General features: G+C 64.3%; 21 protein-coding genes and 1 pseudogene. 9 read left to right on the forward strand and 13 right to left on the reverse strand.

Features of this window, described 5'->3' with window-relative positions; genetic code table 11:
- Positions 1-267 precede the first annotated feature (267 nt).
- Positions 268-1053 carry a substrate-binding domain-containing protein gene (locus J2X42_RS06880; protein WP_310163552.1) on the reverse strand — a complete coding sequence of 262 codons (786 nt, stop codon included), beginning with the start codon at positions 1051-1053 and terminating at the stop codon, positions 268-270.
- Positions 1054-1149: 96 nt separating this feature from the next.
- A pseudogene (locus J2X42_RS23360) lies at positions 1150-1461 on the reverse strand (LacI family DNA-binding transcriptional regulator); the annotation flags it as partial.
- A gap of 478 nt (positions 1462-1939) precedes the next feature.
- On the opposite strand from J2X42_RS23360, the gene J2X42_RS06885 reads away from it, so the two are divergent.
- The 5 genes from J2X42_RS06885 to J2X42_RS06905 all read left to right on the forward strand — a co-directional run bounded on the left by J2X42_RS06885 (position 1940) and on the right by J2X42_RS06905 (position 9713).
- Positions 1940-3037: an ABC transporter substrate-binding protein gene (locus J2X42_RS06885; protein WP_396134036.1), complete on the forward strand. Its 1098-nt coding sequence runs from the start codon at positions 1940-1942 to the stop codon at positions 3035-3037.
- Positions 3037-3981 carry a sugar ABC transporter permease gene (locus tag J2X42_RS06890; protein ID WP_310163558.1) on the forward strand — a complete coding sequence of 315 codons (945 nt, stop codon included), beginning with the start codon at positions 3037-3039 and terminating at the stop codon, positions 3979-3981. The genes J2X42_RS06885 and J2X42_RS06890 overlap by 1 nt, the downstream gene beginning before the upstream one ends.
- Positions 3978-4865 carry a carbohydrate ABC transporter permease gene (locus tag J2X42_RS06895; RefSeq protein WP_310163561.1) on the forward strand — a complete coding sequence of 296 codons (888 nt, stop codon included), beginning with the start codon at positions 3978-3980 and terminating at the stop codon, positions 4863-4865. Before J2X42_RS06890 ends, J2X42_RS06895 begins: the two co-directional genes overlap by 4 nt.
- A gap of 123 nt (positions 4866-4988) precedes the next feature.
- Positions 4989-7106 carry a glycogen debranching N-terminal domain-containing protein gene (locus tag J2X42_RS06900; RefSeq protein ID WP_310163563.1) on the forward strand — a complete coding sequence of 706 codons (2118 nt, stop codon included), beginning with the start codon at positions 4989-4991 and terminating at the stop codon, positions 7104-7106.
- 300 nt (positions 7107-7406) lie between these two features.
- On the forward strand, positions 7407-9713 hold the full coding sequence (locus tag J2X42_RS06905) for a glycoside hydrolase family 3 N-terminal domain-containing protein (RefSeq protein ID WP_310163566.1): 2307 nt from the start codon (positions 7407-7409) through the stop codon (positions 9711-9713).
- Positions 9714-10719: 1006 nt separating this feature from the next.
- Here J2X42_RS06905 and J2X42_RS06910 read toward each other — a convergent pair.
- The 5 genes from J2X42_RS06910 to J2X42_RS06930 form a co-directional block, all read right to left on the reverse strand.
- Positions 10720-11904, reverse strand: a complete 1185-nt coding sequence (locus tag J2X42_RS06910; protein ID WP_310163569.1) for a tyrosine-type recombinase/integrase — start codon at positions 11902-11904, stop codon at positions 10720-10722.
- 398 nt (positions 11905-12302) lie between these two features.
- On the reverse strand, positions 12303-13070 hold the full coding sequence (locus J2X42_RS06915; protein ID WP_310163571.1) for an SCO1664 family protein: 768 nt from the start codon (positions 13068-13070) through the stop codon (positions 12303-12305).
- Positions 13070-13630 (reverse strand): DUF3090 domain-containing protein, encoded by a 561-nt coding sequence (locus tag J2X42_RS06920; protein WP_310163573.1) that lies wholly within the window; start codon positions 13628-13630, stop codon positions 13070-13072. Before J2X42_RS06920 ends, J2X42_RS06915 begins: the two co-directional genes overlap by 1 nt.
- 24 nt (positions 13631-13654) lie before the next feature.
- A complete protein-coding gene (locus tag J2X42_RS06925; RefSeq protein WP_310163576.1) occupies positions 13655-14347 on the reverse strand; it encodes an MSMEG_4193 family putative phosphomutase in 693 nt (230 codons plus the stop codon).
- A gap of 66 nt (positions 14348-14413) precedes the next feature.
- Positions 14414-14776, reverse strand: coding sequence for a UBP-type zinc finger domain-containing protein (locus J2X42_RS06930; protein WP_310163578.1), 363 nt, complete (start codon positions 14774-14776; stop codon positions 14414-14416).
- 228 nt (positions 14777-15004) lie between these two features.
- Here J2X42_RS06930 and J2X42_RS06935 point away from each other — a divergent pair, with 228 nt between their 5' ends.
- From J2X42_RS06935 to J2X42_RS06945, 3 genes are all read left to right on the forward strand, one after another.
- Positions 15005-16699, forward strand: coding sequence for an FAD-dependent oxidoreductase (locus J2X42_RS06935; protein WP_310163582.1), 1695 nt, complete (start codon positions 15005-15007; stop codon positions 16697-16699).
- Positions 16683-17525 carry a hypothetical protein gene (locus J2X42_RS06940; RefSeq protein ID WP_310163584.1) on the forward strand — a complete coding sequence of 281 codons (843 nt, stop codon included), beginning with the start codon at positions 16683-16685 and terminating at the stop codon, positions 17523-17525. Before J2X42_RS06935 ends, J2X42_RS06940 begins: the two co-directional genes overlap by 17 nt.
- A gap of 62 nt (positions 17526-17587) precedes the next feature.
- Positions 17588-18085: a hypothetical protein gene (locus J2X42_RS06945; protein WP_310164285.1), complete on the forward strand. Its 498-nt coding sequence runs from the start codon at positions 17588-17590 to the stop codon at positions 18083-18085.
- 29 nt (positions 18086-18114) lie between these two features.
- On the opposite strand, the gene J2X42_RS06950 is transcribed toward J2X42_RS06945, so the two are convergent.
- The 4 genes from J2X42_RS06950 to J2X42_RS06965 form a co-directional block, all read right to left on the reverse strand.
- A complete protein-coding gene (locus tag J2X42_RS06950; protein WP_310163586.1) occupies positions 18115-18309 on the reverse strand; it encodes a hypothetical protein in 195 nt (64 codons plus the stop codon).
- The gene (locus J2X42_RS06955) at positions 18306-18824 is read right to left on the reverse strand and encodes a hypothetical protein (RefSeq protein WP_310163588.1); all 519 of its coding nucleotides are present in this window, start codon (positions 18822-18824) and stop codon (positions 18306-18308) included. Before J2X42_RS06955 ends, J2X42_RS06950 begins: the two co-directional genes overlap by 4 nt.
- Before the next feature lie 58 nt (positions 18825-18882).
- Complete coding sequence (locus J2X42_RS06960) at positions 18883-20412, reverse strand: FAD-dependent oxidoreductase (protein ID WP_310163591.1); 1530 nt, start codon at positions 20410-20412, stop codon at positions 18883-18885.
- Positions 20413-20560: 148 nt separating this feature from the next.
- Entirely contained in the window at positions 20561-21028 is a 468-nt protein-coding gene (locus tag J2X42_RS06965) for a DUF4383 domain-containing protein (protein ID WP_310163593.1), read from the reverse strand.
- Positions 21029-21297: 269 nt separating this feature from the next.
- Here J2X42_RS06965 and J2X42_RS06970 point away from each other — a divergent pair, with 269 nt between their 5' ends.
- The gene (locus J2X42_RS06970) at positions 21298-21993 is read left to right on the forward strand and encodes a CPBP family intramembrane glutamic endopeptidase (RefSeq protein ID WP_396134048.1); all 696 of its coding nucleotides are present in this window, start codon (positions 21298-21300) and stop codon (positions 21991-21993) included.
- 45 nt (positions 21994-22038) lie between these two features.
- Here J2X42_RS06970 and J2X42_RS06975 read toward each other — a convergent pair whose 3' ends face one another.
- Complete coding sequence (locus J2X42_RS06975) at positions 22039-22938, reverse strand: hypothetical protein (protein WP_310163597.1); 900 nt, start codon at positions 22936-22938, stop codon at positions 22039-22041.
- 9 nt (positions 22939-22947) lie between these two features.
- A complete protein-coding gene (locus J2X42_RS06980) occupies positions 22948-23976 on the reverse strand; it encodes an SPFH domain-containing protein (RefSeq protein ID WP_310163599.1) in 1029 nt (342 codons plus the stop codon).
- Positions 23977-24028 lie beyond the last annotated feature (52 nt).

Raw genomic sequence — 24028 nt, forward strand, 5'->3', positions numbered from 1 at the left:
CTGCAGGCCGCCGCACCAGAAATTCGGCGGCCGCCTGAACTTCGCAGCCTTACACGTGCTGTGCGTTGCCGGACATGACGCCCGCGGTCTGCCGTTCCGGCAACGCAGGGCGCTCTTGGAGAAACTCGCCACTGTCTGGTCTCCCCAGTGTCCGGATCGTCGAACGCGAAGCTCCGCGTCTCGACCGCCGTCTGGCGGCCACGGCAAGCCGCTGCCGAGGAAGGTCGGCCAAGGCGGCCGAAGAAACGGGCCCCGTGCCCCTGGGTGTCAGCGTGGCATCGTGCTCTCGCGTACGACGAGTGAAGGCCGCAGCAGCACCTGTTCGGGTTTGCTGTCCGGGCTGTTGAGCAGGTCCAGCAGCAGGCGGACGGTGTGCTTCGCGGCGGTTTCCAATGGCTGCGCGATGCTTGTCAGCCCGGGCGTGACGACGCGGGCACCGAGGCTGTCGTCGTAGCCGGTGATGCCGACGTCGCGGCCTGGTTCGAGTCCTCGTTCCTGGCACGCGCGCAGTGCGCCGATTGCAACGGTGTCGCTTGGACAGACGATCCCTGTCGGCGGTGTCTTCCGGTCGAGTAGTTCCCCGGCTGCCCGGCGCGCGGTCTCAACGTCGTCCGGGCCGCGCACAATCATCCCGCGCGTGGGCAGACCGTGCGAGCCCATGGCGCGCTGCCAGCCGGACTCGCGATCCTCGGCCAGGCCGGCCGATTTCTCCCAGCCGAGGTAGGCGATGCGTCGGTGGCCGAGCTCGACCATGTGGTTCACCGCCTGCTCGAGACCGGCAGCCCCATCGACATCCACCCACCAGCAGTCCGACATGGGCAAGCCCCAGGGCCGTCCGAACACGACGAATGGAATCTGGCGCTCGAGCAGGAAAAGCGGGAGTGGCAGGTCGTCGGAGGACGGGCAGGTGATCACGAAGCAGTCGACAGTATTCCGACGGAACGTCTCCTCGATGATCTGGGTCTCTTCCTCGTAGGTCTCGGCCGCGTAAGAGAAGACGCCGTAACCTTCCTTACGCGCGGCCGCCGAGAGCTCATAGAGGTAGCTCGCCATCACACCGCCTACGTCCCGATCCGCAGGGTATAGCCGGAAGCCGAGAGCTTGCGGGGAACGGGACCTGAGTGATCGGGCAGCCTGGTTCGGTCGATAGCCCAGCTCATCGACCGCCTTGAGGACCTTGCGCAAGGTAGTGGGGCTGAGCCTGCCGGGGGAGCTCAGCGCGAAGGAGACTGTCTGCGTCGAGACCCCGACCCGCTCGGCAACCATGGCCATCGTGGGCCGCGATGACCGGGGCTTGCTCCGAGTGCCCTCATCCCGGCCGGAGCCGGCCCCCAAAGATGTTTTAGCGTTAAAATCCATGTTGCCATCTTCCTCCGGACTCTTCGTGACGTCAAAGGAAAGTGTCCAGGCGCCGATCTTGAACCTACGGGCGTGAATTTCTTGACCACAAAGACAAGTCATCTTGGAAGACCGCCCCAATCGAGCCTTGACCAGTGTGGCCTGCGGCACTATCGTGTCTGTTTAACGATAAACATGTTTAACGTTAAACAAGCGATTTGGCCTGGCTGTATTGTCGCAGCGGACAACGCAGCTGGCCTGCCCGCTACCGGCGACCACCCTGCGCCGGCCGCACCAAGTCTGGCTCCGCATTCGACTCCGCCAGCTTGGCACCTCATTGTTCTAGGCTTCGAAAGGAACGACTACGATGTCCAATTCCCTCTTTCCCTCAGATATTGGCCGCCGCAATGTCCTCAAGGCCGGCTTGTTCGCCGGTTTGGGCCTGGCCGCTGCTCCCTCACTGGCAGCCTGCTCCGGCGGTTCCGCCGGCGCTTCCGGCGGAGGGTCCGCCGGCGGCCCCATCAAGTGGGCGGGTTGGGACGGGCCGCCCTCGTCGGAGCGGTTCGTTCAGCTCTCCGAGAATCTGACGACGAAACTGGGGGTGCAGGTCACCTACCAGCAGGTTGTGGGTGACTATCTCTCAAAGCTGCTGTCGCAGCTCTCTGCCGGCGCCGCTCCTGACGCCTTCTACGTCGGCGACATCTATATGTCCAAGCTGATCGAGACCAAGCAGTTGCTCGACCTCACCCCGTACCTGGACAGCGGCAGCGAGGCGGTGAAGCTCGACGACTTCTACGAAGGTCTATACCCGTGGTGCAGGCCTGCCGATGGCAGCCCCGGGCTGTTCGGGCTGCCGACAGACTGCAACCCGGCCGTTTTCTGGTTCAACAAGGATCTCCTGGCCGAGGCAGGTGTCACCACCGACCCGGCTGCCCACTTCGATGCGGGCACGTGGACCCAAGACACACTGACGGACATGTTGGACAAGATCCGCGCCACCAACAAGAAAGGTCTGTTGGTTGGTTCCGGTTGGTTCGACTGGTTCGGGTGGATGAGCACCTTCGGCGGGACGCTCTTCGACGAGTCCGGGAAGGCGGTATTCGACGACGATGCCAAGTCTCAGGAGGCGTTGGCGTGGCTTTTCGAGCAGCTAAAGTCCGGGAACATCAGCTACTCGGGCTCCCTCCCGCAGGGTCAGAGTGGTGACACACTGTTCTACGCTGGCCAGGTTGCGACCTACAGCTCCGCCCGCTACGTCCTGCCGAACCTCAAAAAGCTCAAATTTGGCTATGACATGGCCCCTTTCCCGTCCTTGTCCGGCAAGGACATCATGCCGGTGCCTATCAACACGGCGGCAATGTCGGTCAATATCAATTCCAAGAATCAGGCCAAGGCACTTGAGTTTCTGGGCAACTTCGTGAGTGCTGAAGGCCAGAAGTTCCGCCTTTCCGGTGGCGGCAACGCGGTCCCGTCAATCCGGGGCCTTGACGAGATCGTCACTGAGGACAATCTGCCCTCGCACGGCAAACTGTTCAATGACATCGCGGCAAAAGGCTACGCCGTTCCCAGGGCGATCATCAGCAACCCGACGGTGGCCACCGAGCTCCCAAAGATGGTGGACCAGATGTTCAAGGCTGGCAACGAAACACCAAAGTCGTTCAGCGGCAAGCTGGTCAAGCTGATCAACGGGGATTCTTGATGGCTGTTCTCACAGCCAGTTCCCGGACCCGGCCACGGCTGGGGTCCGGGAACGCAGGCAACCGCCGGCGCCGGCGCCGAAAGGACACCGTGGCTGGATATCTGTTCCTGACGCCGCAGCTGCTGGGGATGGTGGTGTTTATGGTCGGCCCGCTGCTCTTCGCCCTCGTGCTGGCCTTCTACCACTGGGACGGGTTCGGCACTCGCTCCTTCGTCGGCCTGTCCAACTTCGTCGATGTCCTCTCCGACCCTCGCATCCAGCACTCCGCGGTGAACACCGTCTGGTACACGGTGCTGCAGGTGCCGGGACTGATGATTACCGGCCTGTTCTTCGCCGTGCTGATGCAGCGCGCCCCCAAGCTAACCCCTGTGTACCGGGTGGCCTTCTTTGCCCCGGTGATCACCTCCTCGGTCGCGGTGGCGGCGATCTGGCTGTGGCTGTTCAACCCCGACATCAGCCCGGTCAACAGCGCCCTGCGCGACATCGGGCTGCCCGCGCCGAACTGGCTGCAGGACCCCGCGTTCGTGATCCCCTCTTTCGCGATCGTCGGGATCTGGCAAGGCCTGGGCTACCAGCTGGTGATGTTCATGGCCGGCCTGCAGAGCATCGACCGCTCGTGCCTGGAGGCGGCCGAGATCGACGGCTGCTCGGAGTGGCAGAAGCTGCAGCGGATCACCATCCCGCTGTTGTCCCCTACCATCCTGTTCCTGTCGATTACCTCGGTCCTCGGCTCGTTCCAGGTGTTCGACTACATCTATGTCTTCTTCGGCACCACAGCTCCGGACGCAGCCCGCACCATCGTGTATGAAGTCGTCCAGATCGCCTTCCAGGAGTTCAACTTCGGACAGGCCTCGGCTCTCGCTTTCCTCCTGTTCCTGGCCTTGCTGGCGGTCACCGGTCTCCAGCTCACAGCACAAAAGAGATGGGTCCACTACTCCGAATGAGCACCTCCCCAGCCACCACCACCCGCCCTGTCACGACCGCCAAGGGCGGTCCCCGCTCCCGTCGGCCCGTCCATCCCAAACTGCTGCTGCACGCGGTCCTGGTCATCGGCGGGCTAGCCATGGCGCTGCCGTTCGCCTGGATGCTGTTTTCCGCGTTCAAACCCCTGACGGAGATCTTCACGCCGCCGCCCAAGCTCCTCCCCGAGGAATGGAACCTGGACGGCTTCCGCACCGCACTGGGCGGGGCCGACTTCGTCCGCGGGTTCTGGAACAGCACCTACATCGCCGTGACCGTCACCGTGATCTCCCTGCTCACCTCCGCGATGGCCGCGTACGCGTTCGCGCGGATCGATTTCTGGGGCCGCCGTTGGCTGTTCATGCTCTTCCTCGCGACCATGATGATCCCCGGCCAGCTCACGATCATCCCGCAGTACATCATCATGGGCGGGCTGGGCTGGGTGGACACGCACCTCGCGCTCATCGTGCCGCCCGCACTCTTCAACGCCTTCGGGGTCTTCCTGCTGCGCCAGTACATCAAAGGCATCCCGGTAGAGCTGGAGGAAGCCGCCGAGATCGACGGCGCCGGCAGGATCCGCACGTTCCTGACCATTACCCTGCCGCTGCTGCGCACCCCGCTGACGGCGCTGGGGATTTTCACCTTCCTTGGCCAGTGGAACAACTTCTTCAACCCGTTGATCTTCCTGAACAGCACCGACAATTTCACGCTGCCATTGCTGGTCAACCAGTTCAAGGGCCAGTTCACGTCCGATTGGCCCGCTCTGATGGCCGCCACGACCCTGTTGGCGGCACCGATGCTGATCCTGTTCGCGTTCGCGCAACGCCAGATCGTCGAAGGCGTCGCCCTGTCCGGCTCCAAATCCTGAGCCACAGCAGCAGCAAGCCCGAGATACACGCATTGACGCGATTCCACACTCGCACCGCTACGTATTTCTTGTTCATCACGTACTTAGACATGGCGGCACTGATCGCCAGGAAGAAGGCAGCGCATGAGTGCCGACATCACTTTGATCGATGGGTCCACATTCGCCATAAGCGGCGCAGGGGGAGACATCACCGACAGCTCCGCTGTACGGGGCATGTTCGTGCAGGACGTCCGGGTCCTCTCGCGCTGGCGGCTCACTATCGACGGGAAAACGCCGGAACGCTTGTCAACCATTGCCGGCGAGCCGTTCGAGGCGAACTTTATCGCCAAGGCCGCCCCGAAGGCCGGCGCTGAGCCCACGCTTGTCCTCGAGCGGTACCGGACTGTAGGCACCGGCTTGCGGGAGGATTTGAAGGTGCGCAACTATAGCCCACAGCCAGCTGAATTCCGCCTCGAGATGGAGGCCGACGCCGACTTCAGTGGCCGGTTCGACCTCGGCAACGGGCACATGGGAGGCGACGGTCCTCCAATCACGTCCGCGAACGGGGACGAGCTGCGGATTTCGAGGGTCGTCAACGGAACGGCTCATGAGGTACAAATAGTCGCCGAAGGAGCGAACGCCGTCTCCGGGAAGCTGCTGTTCCAAGTGAGCATTCCGGCTGGCGGCACCTGGACGGCGTCCGTGCATGTTACCGCGTCCACTCCAGGATCCGGCATGGAACCGGGCGCGCCAGCCGACCGGCACGCGGACCCCAAGCCCCACGGCACAGGACTTGCAGCCTGGCGGAGCGCATATCCAGGCTACGCAACGTCTTGGGCCCCGCTCCAGCGGGCGCTCTCGTGCTCCGAGCGGGACTTGGGCGCCTTACGGATTACCGTTCCGGGACGCCCGGAGATAGAGGCAGTCGCAGCCGGGGCGCCGTGGTTCATGACTCTGTTCGGCCGGGATTCGCTTCTGACGAGCTTGATGATGCTGCCGTTCAACCAGTCCCTTCCCCTCGGAACGCTCCGGGCTCTCGCCGGCTTCCAGGGCCGCAAATCCGACCCGGTCACCGAAGAGCAACCCGGACGGATCCTGCACGAGATGCGCTCCGCCGGATCCGGCTTTCCGCTTGGAGACGGCCGCATCTACTACGGAACTGTCGATGCGACCCCACTGTTTGTGATGCTGCTCGGCGAACTTGAACGCTGGGGCGCGGACAAGGACGAGATCGACGACCTCCTGCCCAACGCCGACGCGGCTCTGGAATGGATAGAGCGCTATGGCGACCTTGACGGCGACGGGCTGGTCGAATACGAAGTCCGTCTAGAGCCTGGCCGGCTGGCGCACCTGGCTTGGAAGGACGGCAGTGCCGATGCAATCCATTTCGCCGATGGCACTCCTGCAGAGGGTCCGCTCGCCCTGGCCGAGGTGCAGGGATACGTTTACGCCGCATATCTGGCACGGGCAGAGCTAGCGCGCACGCGAGGAGACAGCAACACCGCCACGCGATGCGCCGAGAAGGCAAAATCCTTGAAGGAACGCTTCAACGAGCGCTTCTGGCTCGCTGACCGCGGATACTACGCAGTCGCACTGGACGGCCGGAAGCAACCTGTAGACAGCCTGGCATCGAATATGGGTCATTGCCTGTGGACTGGAATCATTGACACGGACAACGCACAGGCCGTGGCCGACCACCTGCTCTCATCAGACATGTTCACCGGGTTCGGCGTTCGGACGATGGCGAAGTCGACGCGCTCCTACAATCCGGCCAGCTACCAGCACGGCGGAGTCTGGCCCCATGACAACGCCCTCATCGCCGCTGGCCTGATGCGGTACGGATTTGTCTCCCACGCCCAGCGCATCGCGGAGGGGCTCATCGATGCTGCAGATTTCTTCTCCGGACGGCTGCCAGAGCTCTTTTGCGGCTTCGACCGCTCCGAATTTGCTACCCCAGTGGAATTCCCCGCAGGCTGCTCACCGCAGGCATGGGCCGCAGCCGCTCCGCTGCTGATCGTACGCACCCTGCTGCGCCTTGAACCCAACATGCGCGACCAAACGCTGACCATAAGCCCGGTGCTTCCAGATGCCTGCCCGGACCTGGAACTAACCAACATGCCGCTAGGCAGATCGCACCTGACGATCAGCGCTCGGCGAGGCACCCCCGTCGCCGTGAACGGGCTGCCGTCCCACATCGAGCTGATCACAGAACCGGCTGCCCCCACAGAACCCTACGCAGTGGCCTCGTCTGCGGCCCGATAACCAGAGACGGACTGAACCGCTACCGGCAGCCGTGCCGGGCACGTACATGCCAACCACGCTTGGACGACCCTGCACGGCAGCCGGTGTTCAGGGCCTCTAACTGATCTCGCCAGCGATGACTCCGTCGACACCGCCTCCGGGCCGTCCACCCTCTACATCGGACGCACTGCATGCTGACAGGCCCGCCTGCCAGCGTGCCGTGCACGGCACTCATTAGCGGCCGAATAGACCGTCGCGCCCGAAGTCGCTGCACCTTAGCCTCCCGCTTAGACCGCTTCTCTGAAAGGCAATCCTGTCGCCATGGACACAGCAAGAACCACCGCAGGACTCTTGGCCGACTACAAGGACCCCTCGATCCCCACCGCCGATAGGGTCGAGGACCTTCTGTCCCGGATGACGTTGGCCGAAAAAGTCGGCCAGATGCTCCAGCTGGACGCGCGCGGGGACATCGAGGACCTCGTTTGCGTCAAACTCGGCGGGTCCCTCCTGCATGCCTCGCCCGAGACCATGCTGAAGACAGCCGACCTCATCGCCAAAACACGCCTGCAGATCCCGTTGCTGATGGCCGACGACTGCATTCACGGACATTCTTTCTGGCCCGGCGCCACCATCTTCCCCACGCAGCTTGGCATGGCCTGCACGTGGAACCCGGACCTTATCGAGCGGGGCGCACACGCAGCGGCCGTGGAGATCGCAGCCACGGGCCTGCACTGGACCTTCTCCCCGGTTCTGTGCATCAGCCGGGACCTGCGCTGGGGCCGCGTGAACGAAACGTTCGGCGAAGACCCGCACCTCATCGGGGAACTTGGCGCCGCGATGATCCGCGGATACCAGGGTGAAGGACTCACGGACCGCACAGCCGTGCTTGCCACCGCCAAGCATTTCGTCGGATACTCCGAAACCCAGGGCGGCCGGGACGCCAGCGAGGCCGATCTCAGCCGGCGCAAGCTCAGGTCCTGGTTCCTGCCCCCGTTCGAGAAGGCCGTTCAGGCCGGCTGCCGGACGTTCATGCTCGGCTACCAGGCCATCGACGGGATTCCCATCACAGCCAACGGCTGGCTACTCAACGAAGTGCTCAAAGATGAGTGGGGCTTCACTGGAACCCTGGTCACCGACTGGGACAACGTGGGCCGCATGGTGTGGGAACAAAGGGTGTGCGCCACGGACACGGAAGCAGCACGCATCGCTGTCGAGGCCGGCAACGATCTGATCATGAACACTCCGCAGTTCTTGACTGCCGCTCAACAGGCAGTTCAGGACGGGCGGCTCAGCGAAACACTCATCGACGACGCAGTGCGCCGCATCCTGACCCTGAAGTTCGACCTCGGCCTCTTCGAAGACCCCCGACTCCCCGACCAGGACGCCCAGCAAGCACTCATCGGATGCCAGGCGCACACGGCCATCAACCTGAATATGACCCGCAAGGCCCTGGTCCTGCTCCGCAACGATGGCACCCTGCCGTTGGCCGGCGGACTCAACGCCGGCTCCGATGGCCGCGCCCAGCACCACGGCGCAAAAACTATCGCGGTCATCGGTCCGAACGCCGATGACCCGCACGCCCAACTCGGCGACTGGGCCGGAGCGTCCGGGCAGGTCGACTGGATGCCGGAAGGCCACCCCCGGGAACTCATCACCACCGTGCTGGACGGTTTCCGGGAATTCGCACCCCACAACTGGACGATCACACATTCCCGGGGCGCCGACATCGGCGAACTCCTCCCGGACCCCGCCGGAACCACTTACCCGGACGGCCAGCCGCGGCCGCCGCTGTTCCAAAGCGCGTCCGTCAACGGAGCGATGCAGCTCGACGCGATTGAGGCCGCCAACGAGGCTGACTTCATAGTTGCCGTGGTCGGTGACACCGTGGCCCTTGCCGGTGAAATGAAGTCAACAGCAACCCTGGACCTGCAAGGAGGCCAAAACGCCCTGCTTGAGGCACTGATCGCCACCGGAAAACCCGTTGTTGTGGTCCTGATCCAGTCCAAGCCATCAACCCTGCCCGACGCCGTCCTGAACGGGGCTGCCGCCATCATCGAAGCCTTCAACCCAGGAATGCAGGGCGGCCGGGCGATCGCCGAACTCGTCCTCGGGCTTATCGAACCCAGCGGTCGGCTGCCTGTCACGTTTGCCCGCCACGCCGGACAGCTGCCGGTCTACTACAACCAGCTGCGCGGGCAGCACGGCAACCGCTACGCCGACTTAACTCAGGATCCCCTCTTCGCCTTCGGTGAAGGCCTCAGCTACACCACCATCGAATATTCGGACTTGCGGCTCGAATCCGATCGAATCACGTCCGACGGCACGATCAAAGCCCAAGTCACGCTCACCAATACAGGGAATCGCACCGCAACTGAAACAGTTCAGGCCTACATCAGAGACGACGTCACCAGTGTCACCTGGGCAGAACAGGAACTCAAAGCATTCGCCCAGGCGACCATTGCACCAGGGGAATCCACCGACGTCGACATCTCGATCCCGGCCACCGAATGCTCACTGGTCAACGCCACCGGCCAGCGAGTCGTAGAACCAGGAGCGTTCGACCTGCTCGTCGGCCACAGTTCACGCGACACTGACCTGCTTCGCGCCCCTTTCACCCTCACCCAATGACGCCGCACACCATCATGCACGGGTGGCGGCGCCCCTTTGCCCCTTTGTTGGGACAGACCAGGGGCCGCCACCCATGGCCGATCGCAGTCCTGTCGAGGGCCGCGCGCTGGACACTTGTTAGCCGCGAGAGTCACAAGGAATGGCCATCTGGAGATGAGACCCGTGGATCCCGCAGGAACCTGAACCATCGTGACCGGCACCCAAGCGGATAAAGGTCGATCCCCGGACCAGGAACTGGTCTATCAAAAGGACAGAACGTCCTCGCTGCAGGCACCTGCAAGGAGAAGATGTGCATCCACTTCGAGAAACAGACATAACCGTTCAAACGGAGACAGCGCCCACAGGGACTCCTCAGGATCTGTGCCCCAAACCCACGCGAATTTTACCCCCACTCGGACCTCTCACCGCGCTCGACATTCCATCTAAGCTTTCGGACCGGATCTACTCAGCGGCACGACAGGATCTGGAGTTCAAATCGAACCTCGTCGTGGCCCGGCACCATATGGAGAACCTTCTCGCGGCCTTCTCGCACGCCGTGGCGACCCGGGACGAGGACTCCCTTGCAACCATCATCCGCACCACCCGGATCTCCGTCGAAGAGGCCAAACATGCCTCCGAGGTATTGGGCGCCCGTAACGTCATCGACTGGTTCGCCCCGTGGAGCCGAAACGTACTTCTCACTACACACGGCCTCAGCGTCCGATTCTCCGGCCACTCCGTCCTCTACGCCGCCGCGTACCAGACTTGGGAGATAAGTACTGAAGCCAACTCTTCGCCCGTATGCACCTCAATTGGGAGCCTCCACGGATGCCTTGAACCTGGCCCCCAAGTCTGGAGGTGGACTGAGCACACAATGAGACACCTACTAGGACAGGCCGGCGATCCCACAGCCGGTACCTCACCGGAAGCTAAAGAGCCGCTCTGAGCTGGACAATGTGTATGCGGCCGTCGTCGGACCTATCGATCGGTCCAATAACCCGCGTACGTGCCCCGCCGTCGCCCCGCCTCAGTACCGACTTTGGTCCTCGACTGCTTCGCGGACTCGTGCTGCTTCTTCCTCTCGCCGTCGAAGATGGACGAGAGTTTCCTCCAGCGCGCTGACTTCGCCGAGCCATTTGTGTTGGCGTGCTTCGGCCAGTCGCTCCTGGGCGTTGTTGGCCATATCCTCCAGGCGCCCGATTTGTGCGGGGTCCATCTGCAGGAAGCGGCATTTGATGCAGGCGTGTTCGTGCACACAGGGGGTTGCATAGGGCCGGTGGCAGGTACCAAGGGCGACCCTACGCAGGAGGAAGTGTTGTTCAAATTCCGCCCATTCAGTACCTGATGCGGCCCTGGCTTCGTGGCCGGGTCGGGTTCGCCTGCGACGTTCGATGAAGGCGTGGTGAGCCTGGATGGCCTGTTCGGGGAACACTGCGGTGTAACCGCGGGTGGTTTCCAGGTTCAGGTGGCCGAGCAAGGTCGAGACGATATGCAGGGGCAGTCCCGAACCGACGAGTTCCGTGGCTAATAGCCGGCGGAAGTCGTGGGGTGTGAACGTCACGGGAGAGCCGCCGTCGTTCAGGCCCGCGTGGGCGGCAATGCCGATAAGCAGTTTCCGGACGACTTGGTACGAGAGGACGTTTTGGGTTGGGCCCAGGAGTCTTGCGAACAGGTGTGGCAATGCGTCGCTGAACGTCTTGTCGTTGGGGTCGTACCGCGTGGACAGGGGCACTGTGTCGCTGGTGCCGCGGGCTCGCCGTTGGACCTCGAGGAGGATCTTCACCAGTTCGGGGGACATGGGGATGAGGCGTTCCTGGTCGTTTTTTGACGGAACGATGTGCAGCAGGGGCACGATGGTGTTGGTAGTGGGGGCAACGTAGTGGCGCAGGGACAGCTGAGTCAGTTCCAACAGTTCCTCGAGTCTGACGCCGGTCTCTTTGAGTGTTGCCGCAACCGCCCAGCCCCAAAATCCGTCTGCTTCCAGGGCCGTGATGTCGGCACGTTTGCCCACAGGAACTGGCGGTTTGGCGTCAGCCTCTACGGCAATTACTTCCGCCCATACCCGGACGCGGGCAAGGATCGCCGTCCTTACCGGCGGGTCGTGGCGCCGATATGTCACCCCCGCGATGGTGAAGTCCTCCCCGTGGGCGGTGGAGGCGGCGCGTTCGAGCAATGCTGCTCCGTGGGTGCGCAGTTCGTCTGCAGTGCGCATGAAAGCCGGAAGCAGCGGAGTCAGTGACCTGATGCGCTGCTGCATCCGCGCTTGGACTTGTCGGCGCTGCTTGGACTGGGCTTTTGACTCAGCCCGTGGCAGTGGGATGGGCGCGACCCAGTGGGCCCACCGTTCGGGCTGTTCATGTGACCACTCTGCGAGGTCGCGGTAGAGTGCCCGGACGGCGAAGTAAGTGGAGGCAGTTTCCCGGCGGGGCAACGCCGACGCCGGATCAGTGCCGACGGGATTCCGCCCATCCGCAATTGGAAGTTCTTCCAACTAGGTCGACATCTCACAGCCAGGATGCCTCCCAGGCCTTGGAATGCCACGCACGCTAAGCGTGCGGGGCATTCGTGTTCAGGTCGTTCGGCAAACTCCGTTCTGCCGAGCCGGTTCCTTTAGAACAGCGGCCAGGGAACCGCTGGCATCTCACCACTCGGAGCCGGGAACCGGCCCGCCAAGCGCAGACGGGCGCAGCGCGCGGCGAGCGACGCAATTTCTTCGGCGCTGAGGAGGCCCGCCAGGTTCCGGCCCAACTCGCTGTTCAGTCCTTCGCTGACACGATCTACGCCCTCAAGTTCCTCGACGGTCAGAGCGTCTCCCAGCCACCCCCACAGCACGGTACGCAGCTTGTGGTCCCGGTGAAAGGTAAGCCCATGGTCCACGCCGTGCCGGTGTCCGTCGGTCATGGCAAGGATGTGATCGCCTTTACGGTCAGCGTTGTTCACGACGACGTCGAACACCGCCATGCGCCTCAGCGCAAGAGAGTCCTCGTGAACGAGGGCGACCATCCGTCCGTTCCCATCCTCACCCTCGAGGACGTGTTTCCAGCCGGTCTCCGGTACGTCGCCCGACGCAACGAGGTCCACTGCGTTCTGGTCGGGGTCTGTCTCCTGCCACAGCTGCACCATCCCTTCGCCGAACGGCCCCTCGCGCAGCCAGGTGCGTGGCACCACGTTCCAGCCGAGAATCTCCGAAACCAGGTAGGCGGCAACCTCCCGGTGGGCAAGGAAGCCGTCGGGAAAATCCCACAGCGGTTTCTCCCCGGCTATCGGCTTATAAACGACCGCAGTGTCGCCGATGCTGCCCACAAAGGTGGCGTTCGACGCGGTCGTGATGCGTCCAGTGAGGATCAGCTCGTCAGTCAGCAGGTCGGGTGCCGGCATCAGACCTCGGGCACGGTGCAGACGTGCCCGTCGGCGTCTACGGGATAACCGCAGAGCGGGCACGCCGGACGCCCGGCGCCCACTACCTCCCGGGTCCGCTTGGCGAATGCGCGGGCGGTGCCAACCGGCATCCGCACAAGCAGCATTTCGGGCACTTCCGCGCTGTTCTCGGCAAGCGGTTCGATGTTGTCATCGGCATCGGCATCGACTTCGGTGATTGGGTATGCCTCAATGACCACCTGCGCGGTCGTCGGGTCCCAACCCAAGGTCATGGCCCCCGTCCGAAACTGCTCCTCAACGGCCTCGAGCTGGTCATTGTCGACGAGTTCGATGGGAGTGCCCGTGGGAACGCTGAAGGGGTTGCCTTCGAGGGTGAGGAGCTGATCGAGGATTTCGTCGATTTTCTCGGCGAGCTGGGCCGACTGCTGTTTCTCCAGTGCGACGCTCACAATTTGCTTAGCCGTCCGTACCTGCAGGTAGAACGTGCGCGCCCCCGGAACGCCGATGGTGCCGATGACGACCCGGTCAGGCCAGGCAAACTCGTGAACAAGTGTGGGCATGTCAGTATTTTAGGCACATGAGGCTTACTGCGCCGCTTGCCCTGCACCGCCGCCAACCGGCGCATCGCCGGAGTTGATGCCGTTCGAGAGCCATGACAGATCCCCTGCGTCGGTGTTCGTCGCATAGACGCTCGGCCGGACTGCACCATAGTGGACGATCGATACGGAGGCAGGGCCCACGTTAATGCGCTGGAACATATCGAGGTGCATACCGAGCGCGTCGGCGATGATTGATTTGATGACGTCACCGTGACTCACTGCCACCCATACGGCTCCTGGCCCGTATTCGGCTTCGAATGCTGCATCGTGGCGTCGAATTGCTGCCACCGCCCGAGCCTGCATCGCGGCCATGGATTCACCGCCGGGAAAGGTGACGGCGGACGGCTGCGACTGTACAGCCGACCAAAGCTCTTCGGTTGCGAGATCACTGAGCGTGCGGCCCTGCCATTGGCCGTAATCGCACTCGGTGAGGTCGGGTTCCACGGGCGCGTACGGAGTGCCAGCCTGGCGATCGAGGATGAGCTGGGCGGTTTGCTGACACCGCTCGAGGGGGCTCGATACCACCCCAGCCAGGTGCACAGCCGCGAGCCGGTTTCCGGTCAAAGCTGCCTGGTCGCGCCCGAGCTGGTCCAAACTGACTCCGGCCGCCCGACCCGCCAGCAGGCCAGTGGCATTGGCTGTGGTGCGGCCGTGCCGCACGAGGATAACTGTTGCCATCCACCCAGCCTAACCAGCATCCTTCGCCGAAACCCGGCGACAGCACGGTTACTGCCAGGTCCGCGGCTACCGGTGTATGCGCTCCCGCCAGTCTGCAGGCACCTTGTCTGCCGGTGCAGGTGACGGCTGCTCGGGTGGTCTGGACTGAGGATCCGGAAGCCGCGGGCCGCGGAAGAACTTCTTCGTCGCGTGCTCGTAGAACCAGTCCTCCCCAGGTTCAAAGGACGTCACGACCGGGTGACCGACGGTGCGCGCGTGGGCACTGGCATGCTGTGACGGTGATGAATCGCAGCATCCGATGTGGCCGCATTGGGCGCAGCGGCGAAGATGCAGCCACCATCCCGGACCGTCACCGCTGAGGCACTCCACACACCCTGTTCCGCTCGGTGTGGCGGCTAGGCTGATTCCCGGAATAGGGCGATCCTCCATGGGGTCCTCCCTTTCCATCGCTCCGGTTCCGCTCAGGTGATCCCGCGTGCCCGCCGTCGGGAGCTATTCTGGCAGAATATCCGCGCCCTTGTCCCCGATGTCCTGGCGCGAGTATCGTGAGCGCCACCGAACCATTGAACCGGAAAGACGGCGGCCATGGATCACTCGGTTCCGATCCTGCTGATTGCTACCACAGACCCGACCTCTCGGCGCATTCTTGGAGATGAGTTGCGTCGACGCTACGGTGCCGACTACGAGGTGGTGGCCTGCGCCGACCACGCCCACGGGCGGGCAGTGCTTGAGGGGCTCCGGCGATGGAATCGCCAGGTCGCCCTCATACTCGGGTGCTACGGACAAGATGACCGCGGCGGACTCGATTTCCTGAGGCGTGCCTATGGCTTTCACCCGGCAGCCAAGCGTGGTGTTGTGGTGACATGGGGTGACTTCGCCAGCGCCCCCACTGTGTTCCGGGCGATCGCACGGGGGTACGCCGAACTGTTGATCATCCGTCCCGAAAGGCCGCGCGACGAAGAATTCCATGGGGCGATTACCGACGCCCTCGATGACTGGCACCTGGCCCAGGGAGTCGGGTTCGAGGCGGTCCGGCTGATCGGGGAGGTAGGCGACGAACGGACTCATGCGTTGCGCGACTCCTTGAGCCGAAACCACATCCCGGTGGGCTTCCACCCTGTCGGGTCCGAGACGGCAGAACGGACGCTGGAGAGCTTGGGCCTTCGCAACCCCGTGCTGCCGGTCATGGTGCTGGAGTTCACCGCTCCACCAGTTGTTCTCGAGAACCCCAGTGACCTGGAGATCGCCGAAGCGATGGGGGTCACGCGGCCGCCACCGGCGGACAAGATCTTCGATGTAGTGGTCGTGGGAGCAGGCCCCTCCGGTCTGGCGACCGCCGTGTACGCCTCCTCCGAGGGCCTCTCCACCATGGTGGTGGAGGGAGAAGCAGTGGGGGGCCAGGCCGGCACCAGCTCGTTGATCCGCAACTACCCTGGCTTCTCCCGCGGTGTGAGCGGCGCCCACCTGGCCTACCGCTCATTTCACCAGGCCTGGACCTTGGGCACGGACTTCCTGTTCCTCCGAAAGGTGGAGGGGCTCCGCACCGACGGGGCCCTCTACGCTGTGTCGATTTCCGATGGCAGTGTCGTGCGCTGCCGGGCAGTCGTGGTGGCCACCGGCGTTGACTACCGTCGCCTCGGCATACGTCCGCTGGAGGATCTGGTCGGCAGAGGCGTCTTCTACGGGGCCACTGTCTCCGAGGCGCCGGCGATGGCCGGAAAGCACGTCTGTGTCGTGGGCGGCGGCAACTCGGCCGGACAAGCGGTCCTGCACCTTGCGAAGTACGCGAAGAACGTGACGCTGCTGGTGCGCGGGCCCACTCTGGCGGTCACTATGTCGGAGTACCTGATCTCCCAACTCGGGGCGACCCGGAACGTTGCGATCCGATACAGCACCGTTCTCGTGGGGGCCCGCGATCGGGACGGGTTCCTTGCCGCCGTCGAAGTCGCTGCATCCGGAGCCCTCGACGCAACCCCGAGCGAGGAAATCGATGCTGGCGGCTTGTTCGTGCTGATCGGTTCGGTGCCGCGGACTTCCTGGCTGCCCGACACCGTAGAGCGTGACGCAGCCGGTTTTCTGCGCACAGGCGCCAGCCGGGATGTCAGTGACCCCGGGTCCGTCAGGCCGGACAGGTCACCATTAGCGCTGGAAACCAGCATGCCCGGTATTTTCGCGATCGGCGACGTGCGGGCCGGTTCGATCAAAAGAGTGGCTACCGCGGTCGGGGACGGCGCCACCGTGGTCTCGATGCTTCACACCTACCTGGCCGAGAACCCACTGCCCGCCTCGCCCCCTGCCCGCGCTGACGAAGCCGCACCCGAGGAGCTGACCGGTGATGTCCGCTTCGACTGAGGTCACACCGTTGATTCCGCCGATGCGGTGGCTGCTCTACATCGCTGCATTCCTCGTGTTTCTTGCCGGGCTCGTGCTGTTCGTGTTTCCGCTCCGGACTGATGAATTCTTCGCGTGGACGGTCAATCCGCCCATGACCGCGGTCTTCCTCGGGGCGGCATATGGGTCGGCCGCCGGCCTGGAGGTGACGGGCGCACGCTCAGCGAGTTGGGATTCAGCGAGGCTGGCAGTCTGGCCCGTGTTCATTTTCACGACATTGACCCTCGGAGTCACCCTCCTGCATCTCGGCCGCTTCCACCTGTCGCCAGGCACCGCCCTCACTGCCCAGATAGCCACGTGGGCGTGGCTGGCAATCTATGCCATCGTGCCCGTGGCGATGCTCGTCATCAGCCGGATGCAGATCCGGTCCCGGCGTCCTGCCCTAAAGCACGTCACGGCTGGAGGGCCGGTGCTGCCCCCTGCGCTCCGGCTGCTCCTGGTGGGAATCGCCGGGATACTGCTGTTATATGGCGTGGCGCTCCTGGCAGTACCCATTCCTGCCGCGACGTGGTGGCCGTGGCAGCTGTCCGAGCTCACCGCGAGGGCGATCGGAGCCTGGCTGGTCGGTCTTGGGTGGGCGGCCGCGCAGGGCCAGTTGAGTCGTGACCTCCGCACGGTCCGCCCCGTGGCCCTAACTTCCGTTGCCTTCGTCATTCTGCAGGCGCTTGCCCTGCTGCGGTATGGCAGCGCCCTGACCTGGCCGGGCGCACCGGCGATCGGCTTCGTCACCGTCCTGCTGGCTATTGGAGTGGCCGGCGGATGGGCACTGGCACTCTCACGTTCTTGACAGGCATTCGATCACGGGGCTCTTATCGAGTATCTACGTGAATAGGAGAGGGGGTGGCGGCTATGCCTGCCATCCAAGCTACCCCGGGAAACCAGGCCCGCCTCCGGACGGGAGCCGCTCTCATGGCGCTTGCCGGGTTGGCCTTCGTTGCGTACGCCGTGGTCTTCCTGGGACTCAACTTCACCGGAGCCTTCCTCGAGCTGGGTATCGGCCCCGGTCAGGTGGACAAGGGAATGGCGGAGGTCGAAGCGTTCAGCCCGCAGCTGCATCACTACATCAGCCATCTGCACATCGCGCTCAGCGGCTTCATCGCCGCGACCGGTCTGGCCATCGCATGCCTGTCCTGGTACGGGGTGCGCCGGGGAGAACGGTGGGCGTTCACCGCAGCCGTTATCGTCCCGACCGTCGGACTCGCAGTGGCCCTGCCCGCACATTACCCATGGGGTCTGGCCACCCTTGGGCATCTCGGCCCGGTCTATCTCGCTGTCCTGATCTTCGTGGCAGGGGCAGGGGTGGCCTACAGCGGCATGCGAAGCCCTGCGGTGAAACACGGCGGCTGAGCTTGGTAGTTGGCTTTAGGGGGCCAGAACTAGATGGGTTCCTTGGCCAGCGCCTTGGTCTTGGCCGGGGTTTCACGGCCAAGACGCTCATCGAGAGTGACGCGCAGCCTGGCCGCTGCCACCTGGACACGATGCTCGGCCGGGGTGGGCTTCTTCGTGGCCGGCGTTGCGGGCGTGCTCCGGGGAGTATGGACGAAACGGTGTTCAGATGACGCTGCGCTCATGGTCCAACCTCCTTGGTTTTGTCCTTATCGGTCGTTCCATTGTCGCCTAAGTGGTCATCGGAGTCCACGGGCGCGATCTCCTGGCCGGAGCCGTCCTCTGACCCGTTTTCATCACCTGAGACGTTTTTCCATGCGATATCGAACAACTCAAGCTCCTCTTCGCGGGCCAGCTCACTGCGCGCCAGAACATCCAAAGTTGCCAGCCCCAAGGCCTTTGTTCCCTCATCCTCGTCCAATGCCCGGTCCAGCGCCCACTGGGTCCGGCGCCACCATTCCGCCCGGCTGTCCGCTTCAGTCTTCTGCCTGAGGGCCTGGGCGTCCGCCTCGCGTTTCTGCTCCAGCGCCGTCTTGTCGGCCGCTGTGCGCTGCTTAAGCGTGCGCCAGTTGATGTAGAAGGCCAGGAGGGCCGCGGTCAGCACGGCCAAGGGTCCCAGCCCTGCAAGGATCACCCACCAGTCGGCCGGTCCCGAATGGACGACGACGTCGAGGGGGCTGGGTGATGGGGCAGGAGTCACCCGACCAGCATAGGCGGCGGCAAGGACGTCAACGATACGGCCACTCAGGCGGATGCCATCAGGGCAGCGGTGCAGGTGGGAGGTTCTTGGCGGCCGGCCCTTGGATGACGGCGCCGTCGATGGCGAACCGGGAGCCGTGGCAGGGGCAGTCCCACGTGGCCTCGGCGGTGTTGAAACCGACGGTGCAGCCCAGGTGGGTGCAAGTGGCGGATACGGAGTGAACGAGACCGTCTTCGTCTTTGTAGACGGCGGTGCTCCCGCCGTTGGCTTTGATGACTGTCCCCTCTCCGGGCAGCAGGTCCGCCTGGCCAGGCCGGCCGCGGACCTTGCCGGCCACGACAGCCGCGAAGGTCCTAGCGTTCTCCGTCACGAACCGTCCCGCGCTCGCAGCCGGGGTGATCCGGTTGCTGTTGAACACCCGGGCCCAGGGGTTCTCCCGGCCGGTGAGGGTGTCAGCGAGTATTAGGGCGGCTGCAGTTCCATTGGACAGGCCCCATTTGCGCAGGCCGGTGATCACGTACACGTGTTTGGCGGTGGGTGACATGAGCCCGGCGTACGGCAGCCCGTCGAGCGGGATGCCGTCCTGTGTTGACCAGCGGTAGGCGACCTTGTCCACGCCGAGGCGGTCATGGGCGAAGGCCGCGAGCCTGCGGTACCGCGCGGCTGTGTCGCCGGACTGGGACACGCGGTGGCCCTCACCGCCGGCAAGCACGTAGCTTGTGCCGTTCACGCTGGCTGTCAGAATGGATCGCATCGGTTGGTCGGCACTGATGAACGTGGCGTCCAGCGGTGGCGTGTCAACGCGCCCGGCCACGATGTACGAGCGGTGTGGATGCGCCCGCAGGTAGAAGAGGCCCTGGCCGCCCCACGGCACATTCGTGGCCACGATGATGTCGCGGGCCCGGACGGTGCCGTCCTCGGTGTCGATCACGGCCGGGTGACCATCGTGGACGTGCTGGGCGCGGGTCTGCTCGAAGACGAAGCTGCCTTCACCGTGTACGGCGCGGGCGAGACCCTGGAGGTATTTCACGGCGTGGATTTGTGCCTGCCCGTCGAGCCGGACGGCACCCCTGACCGGGAAGGGCAGCGGCACCTCGGTGGTGAACGTGGCGGGAAGGCCCAGCCGGGCAGCAAGGCTGGCTTCGGCGCGCACGAGTTCCAGCGCATCATCGCTTTCGGCATACGTGTAGTTGGCGACGCGGCGGAAATCGCAGTCGATGGCTTCCTCGGCCACCAGTTGCGCGACGTGTTCTATCGCGGCCTGGTTGGCCTGCGCGTAAGCGCGGGCAGTGCCCGTGCCGTGGCCGCGGGCAAGCCCGGTGTACGCAAGACGGTGGAGGGAGGTGACCTTGCCGGTGGTGTGGCCCGTGACGCCGGTACCCACACGGGCGGTCTCAATGACCGCGACGGTACGGCCAGCTTGTTTGAGGGCGAGCGCGGCGGTCAGCCCGGCGACGCCCGCCCCGACGACCGCGACGTCGACCTCAAGATCCCCGCGCAGGTCGGGATAATCGGTGGTTCCGGCGGTGGCAACCCAAAGGGAGACGGGTTCACCTTCTGGCCGTCCACTGTTCGCTGCGGCATTCACCGCATCACCTCAGGATCCGGTTCTACAGGGGCCGTGTTAAAGGCTGCGCCAGGAGCCCCCGACGCAGGGGAGGTGACGGCGGCCGTCCCCGGGCACACTTCCCGCCCGGGTACGGCCGCCGTCGTAGGTTTCCACGAACCGTGGAGGGCTACATAGCGCTTCCCTTTTTCTCCATGGCATCCCGGCCGAGCCAGAGGCCCAGGCCCACCATGCCGACGCCCAGTACCAGGTGCAGCCAGTTGTCGGCGGTGTTGAACGGGACGAAGTTGGCGGCCGCGTTCATGTCGATGACCAGGCCGTAGATCCACAGCAGCAGGTACACAACGCCGCCGCCCAGGAGGAACCAGCGGGCCATCGGGTTTGTCCGGGCCATTGCGATACCGGCCGCGCCAAACAGCAGATGCACGATGTTGTGCAGCACGGACACTTGGAAGACCCCAAGCAGCATGGCCCCGGACTCATGGCCGGAGAAGGTCATAGCGCCGTAATTGGTGGTGATTCCCGGGACGAACCCGAGAACTCCAACCAGCAGGAAAACCGCACCAATAATCAAGGCGGTGTTGTGAAGCGTCAACCCCATCATGTGGTGCTGGGCGGGATGTGAGGCGGTGGTCATTGCTCTCCCTTTCACGCAAATTGCCGGCTCTTCAGGTGGAGAACCGGCCTCGCGGCAAGGAGTCGCAGGAATCCTGCCGACAGTGACATTTTACTCCCGAAAACCGCGTGTGGGCAGGGGAAACAGGGCCATGACATGCTTGTGGAGTGACAACGCTTTCGACGCAACCACGCCGTACCGCGCTCACGTGGAAGGTGGTGCCAGCGGTCCTGCTTTCCGCGTCCGGGGTGCTGCTTTTCGGCGTCGAGAATGACCCCCTTGGCTACGGCATGCTCGCCACGAGCGTGGTCACGGCGGCACTGATCGACCGAGCGTTCCTGCGGCACCTGATGCTGGTGGCGGCCGGAATGGTCATCATCAGCCTGGTTCCCCTCAACGCTGATTTGAGTATCACGCACATGACGCTCATGGGTGGAGCCCTTGCCTTGGCCGTGCTCGTGCCCTGGCTGGTGTCGCGGTTCGCCTACCGTGAGGAGATCATCAAATTTCCGGTGAACACCGGCCGTCAATGGCCGTTGAGCGCGAAGCTGTACCTGATCGCTGTCGTGGCTCTTGGTTACTTCATTCTTCCCGTGTACCTGATCCGCACGGGGGTCTACCAAAACTGGCCGGACGCCTCCGACCCCACCATCTTCTGGCGGCTTTTCCTCGGGGTGAACGCAGTTGGAATCTGGGACGAGCTGTTCTTTATCTGCACCACCTTCACCCTGCTGCGGCGGCATTTCCCGGACTGGCTCGCCAACATCCTGCAAGCCGTGATCTTCTCGTCGTTCCTCTGGGAGATCGGCTACACGGCCTGGGGTCCGCTCCTGACGTTCCCGTTCGCGCTGCTGCAGGGCTACACCTTCAAACTGACAAAGTCGTTTACTTACGTTGTGTCAGTGCATCTGCTTTTCGACTTCGTCCTGTTCCTCGCGCTGGTGCACGCCCATAACCGCGACTGGCTACCGATCTTCCTTTACTGAGCCTGGCCCCGGAGGATACGTCCCCTCCGGGGTGGGCTGCAGGGCCTACGCCACCAGCCGCAGCGGACGCCCACCGAGTTGGACCGTGATTTCCTGGCCCCAGGACGCTGTGAGACGGTCGTCTTCCATGCCGTCGCCGAACACCACGAGCTGGTCTGAGCCAACAGTTACGCGAAGCGTTTCGCCAGCGGCCAACAAGCCCTCGGTCAATGAGGCTCCGGTGATGGGGGAGGGCCATGCTTCGCGGACGAACCAAGCCAGCCGGGAATCCGTCGGCCCCGGCAGGGGGCGTCCTCCGCGTTCGAGGGCGATCGATGCGCACCAGCCCGTGGCGCCGGTGCCGGTGGAGACGATCAGGCCGGAGGAGGACTGGCGCTCGGCCCGCCCGTCCGGTGCTGTCAGCCGGTACCGGGCCGACTGGTGTGAGGCGTGTCCGATGAAGATCTCGTTGAGTCCGGAGAGTTCCTGGCCGTCGTCGAGCCGCGCCGTCACTGTGGTGAGTTCATGGCACCGCAGCCGCTCCGCCGGTCCAGCCAGCGCTGCGTCCTGCAGGAGCCTTGCCGCAGCCTGGGGCGAGTGCCGGACCAGGACGCCCGGGTTCATTCCGGGCTCCGGGTCGACGCCGATGACGGGCTGGCCATTGAGATATTTCGCCGCGTTGGCCACCAGCCCGTCCTGGCCCACCACGGCGATGATGTCCTCCGGTGCGAGCAGGAAGCGGCTGAGGTCCGCACGTTCCACTTCGGCACGGCGCCATTCGGCGGGAACTGCGGTCCGCAGGGAGGCCACCGCAGCGGTGAGCCTGTCGTGCCGCTCCTGGACGTCCTGGATGCTGCGGCCCCTGGTGCGGAGGAAGAATTCGGCCTGGCCGCGTGTGGCGTGCCGGTCCAGCAGTTCCTGGAGCTCGGTCCGGCGGTGGACGATGACGATGCGCGGGGTTGCCATGATGCGTCCCTACTTGGTGATGGCCGTCGGCGTCCCGGCCACGGGAGCCTCCCTGAACAGCCCGGCCAGTGCCCCGCTCAGGAGGTCCGGGGTGATGGTGAGGTTGCCGATGTTGGGCAGCGATCCTGCAGCCTCGCGCAGCGCCAGAGCCAGCAGCGTGGCCTGCTCCATGCCCCGGTAGACCTCCATGGTGGCTGCTTCGCGTGCCGCGGCCGCTTCGCCCACCAGCCGGATCTGGTTTGCTTCGGCGGAGGTGGTGATGACTTGGCGTTCGGCCGCAGCCTGTGCCTCGATCAGGCCGGCGGCGGCCTTTTCCCCGGCCTGGCGCCGGGCGTTGGCGCCCTCCTGGGCGACCAGGTGTTCGCGCCGGGTGGCCAGTTCAATTTGGCTCGCCATTTCGTTTTCGGAGATGGTCCGTTCACGCTCGACGGCGACCGCCCGGCGTTCGTACACGGCCCGGTCTGCCTCGGACTGGAGCTGTTCGCGGACGGGTGTCTGGAGCGCACGTTCGACGTCGGACTCGGGCCGGACCGCCAGGACCTGGACCCCGAGGATCTCGATGCCGGTGGACAGGAGCCGCGCGTCAGTTCGGAGCGCTTCGGTGAGGACAGCCCGGAGCTGGCTGACGCCGCGCTCGAGGGCTTCGGAGAGGGTGGTGGTGGCGATCTGGTCGATCGCATGGCTCTGGCACAGCTGGCCGATGATCGTGGCCACCTGTTCGCGTCCCGTGGCCGGAGCTGAACCGGCCGGCTGGAGGCCGAAGTCGAGGCGGCTGGACACTGACACGGGGTCAACGAAGCGGTAGGTCACGTTTGCCTGGACGCTCACGTCCTGGTGGTCACGGGTGATGGCGTGGAACAGGGTGGGCAGTTCCTGGTCATCCACGGGGACCTCGCTGAGCACGGAGTTCGCAGGCCGGAACCAGAACGCCTGGCCCACACCCTGGTGCCTTACCTGGCCTTGCTGCAGGTGGACGACGTATCCCGTAGGGCTGCCCAGGAAGTGGCTGATCCAGGGGTAGCGCTTGATGCTTGCCATGAGCTTCTCCTTCTATGTTTTCGTCATTATGACGATAACTAGACAGTAGGAT

The sequence above is a fragment of the Arthrobacter sp. BE255 genome, from assembly GCF_031457335.1.
Classification (GTDB): Bacteria; Actinomycetota; Actinomycetes; order Actinomycetales; family Micrococcaceae; genus Arthrobacter.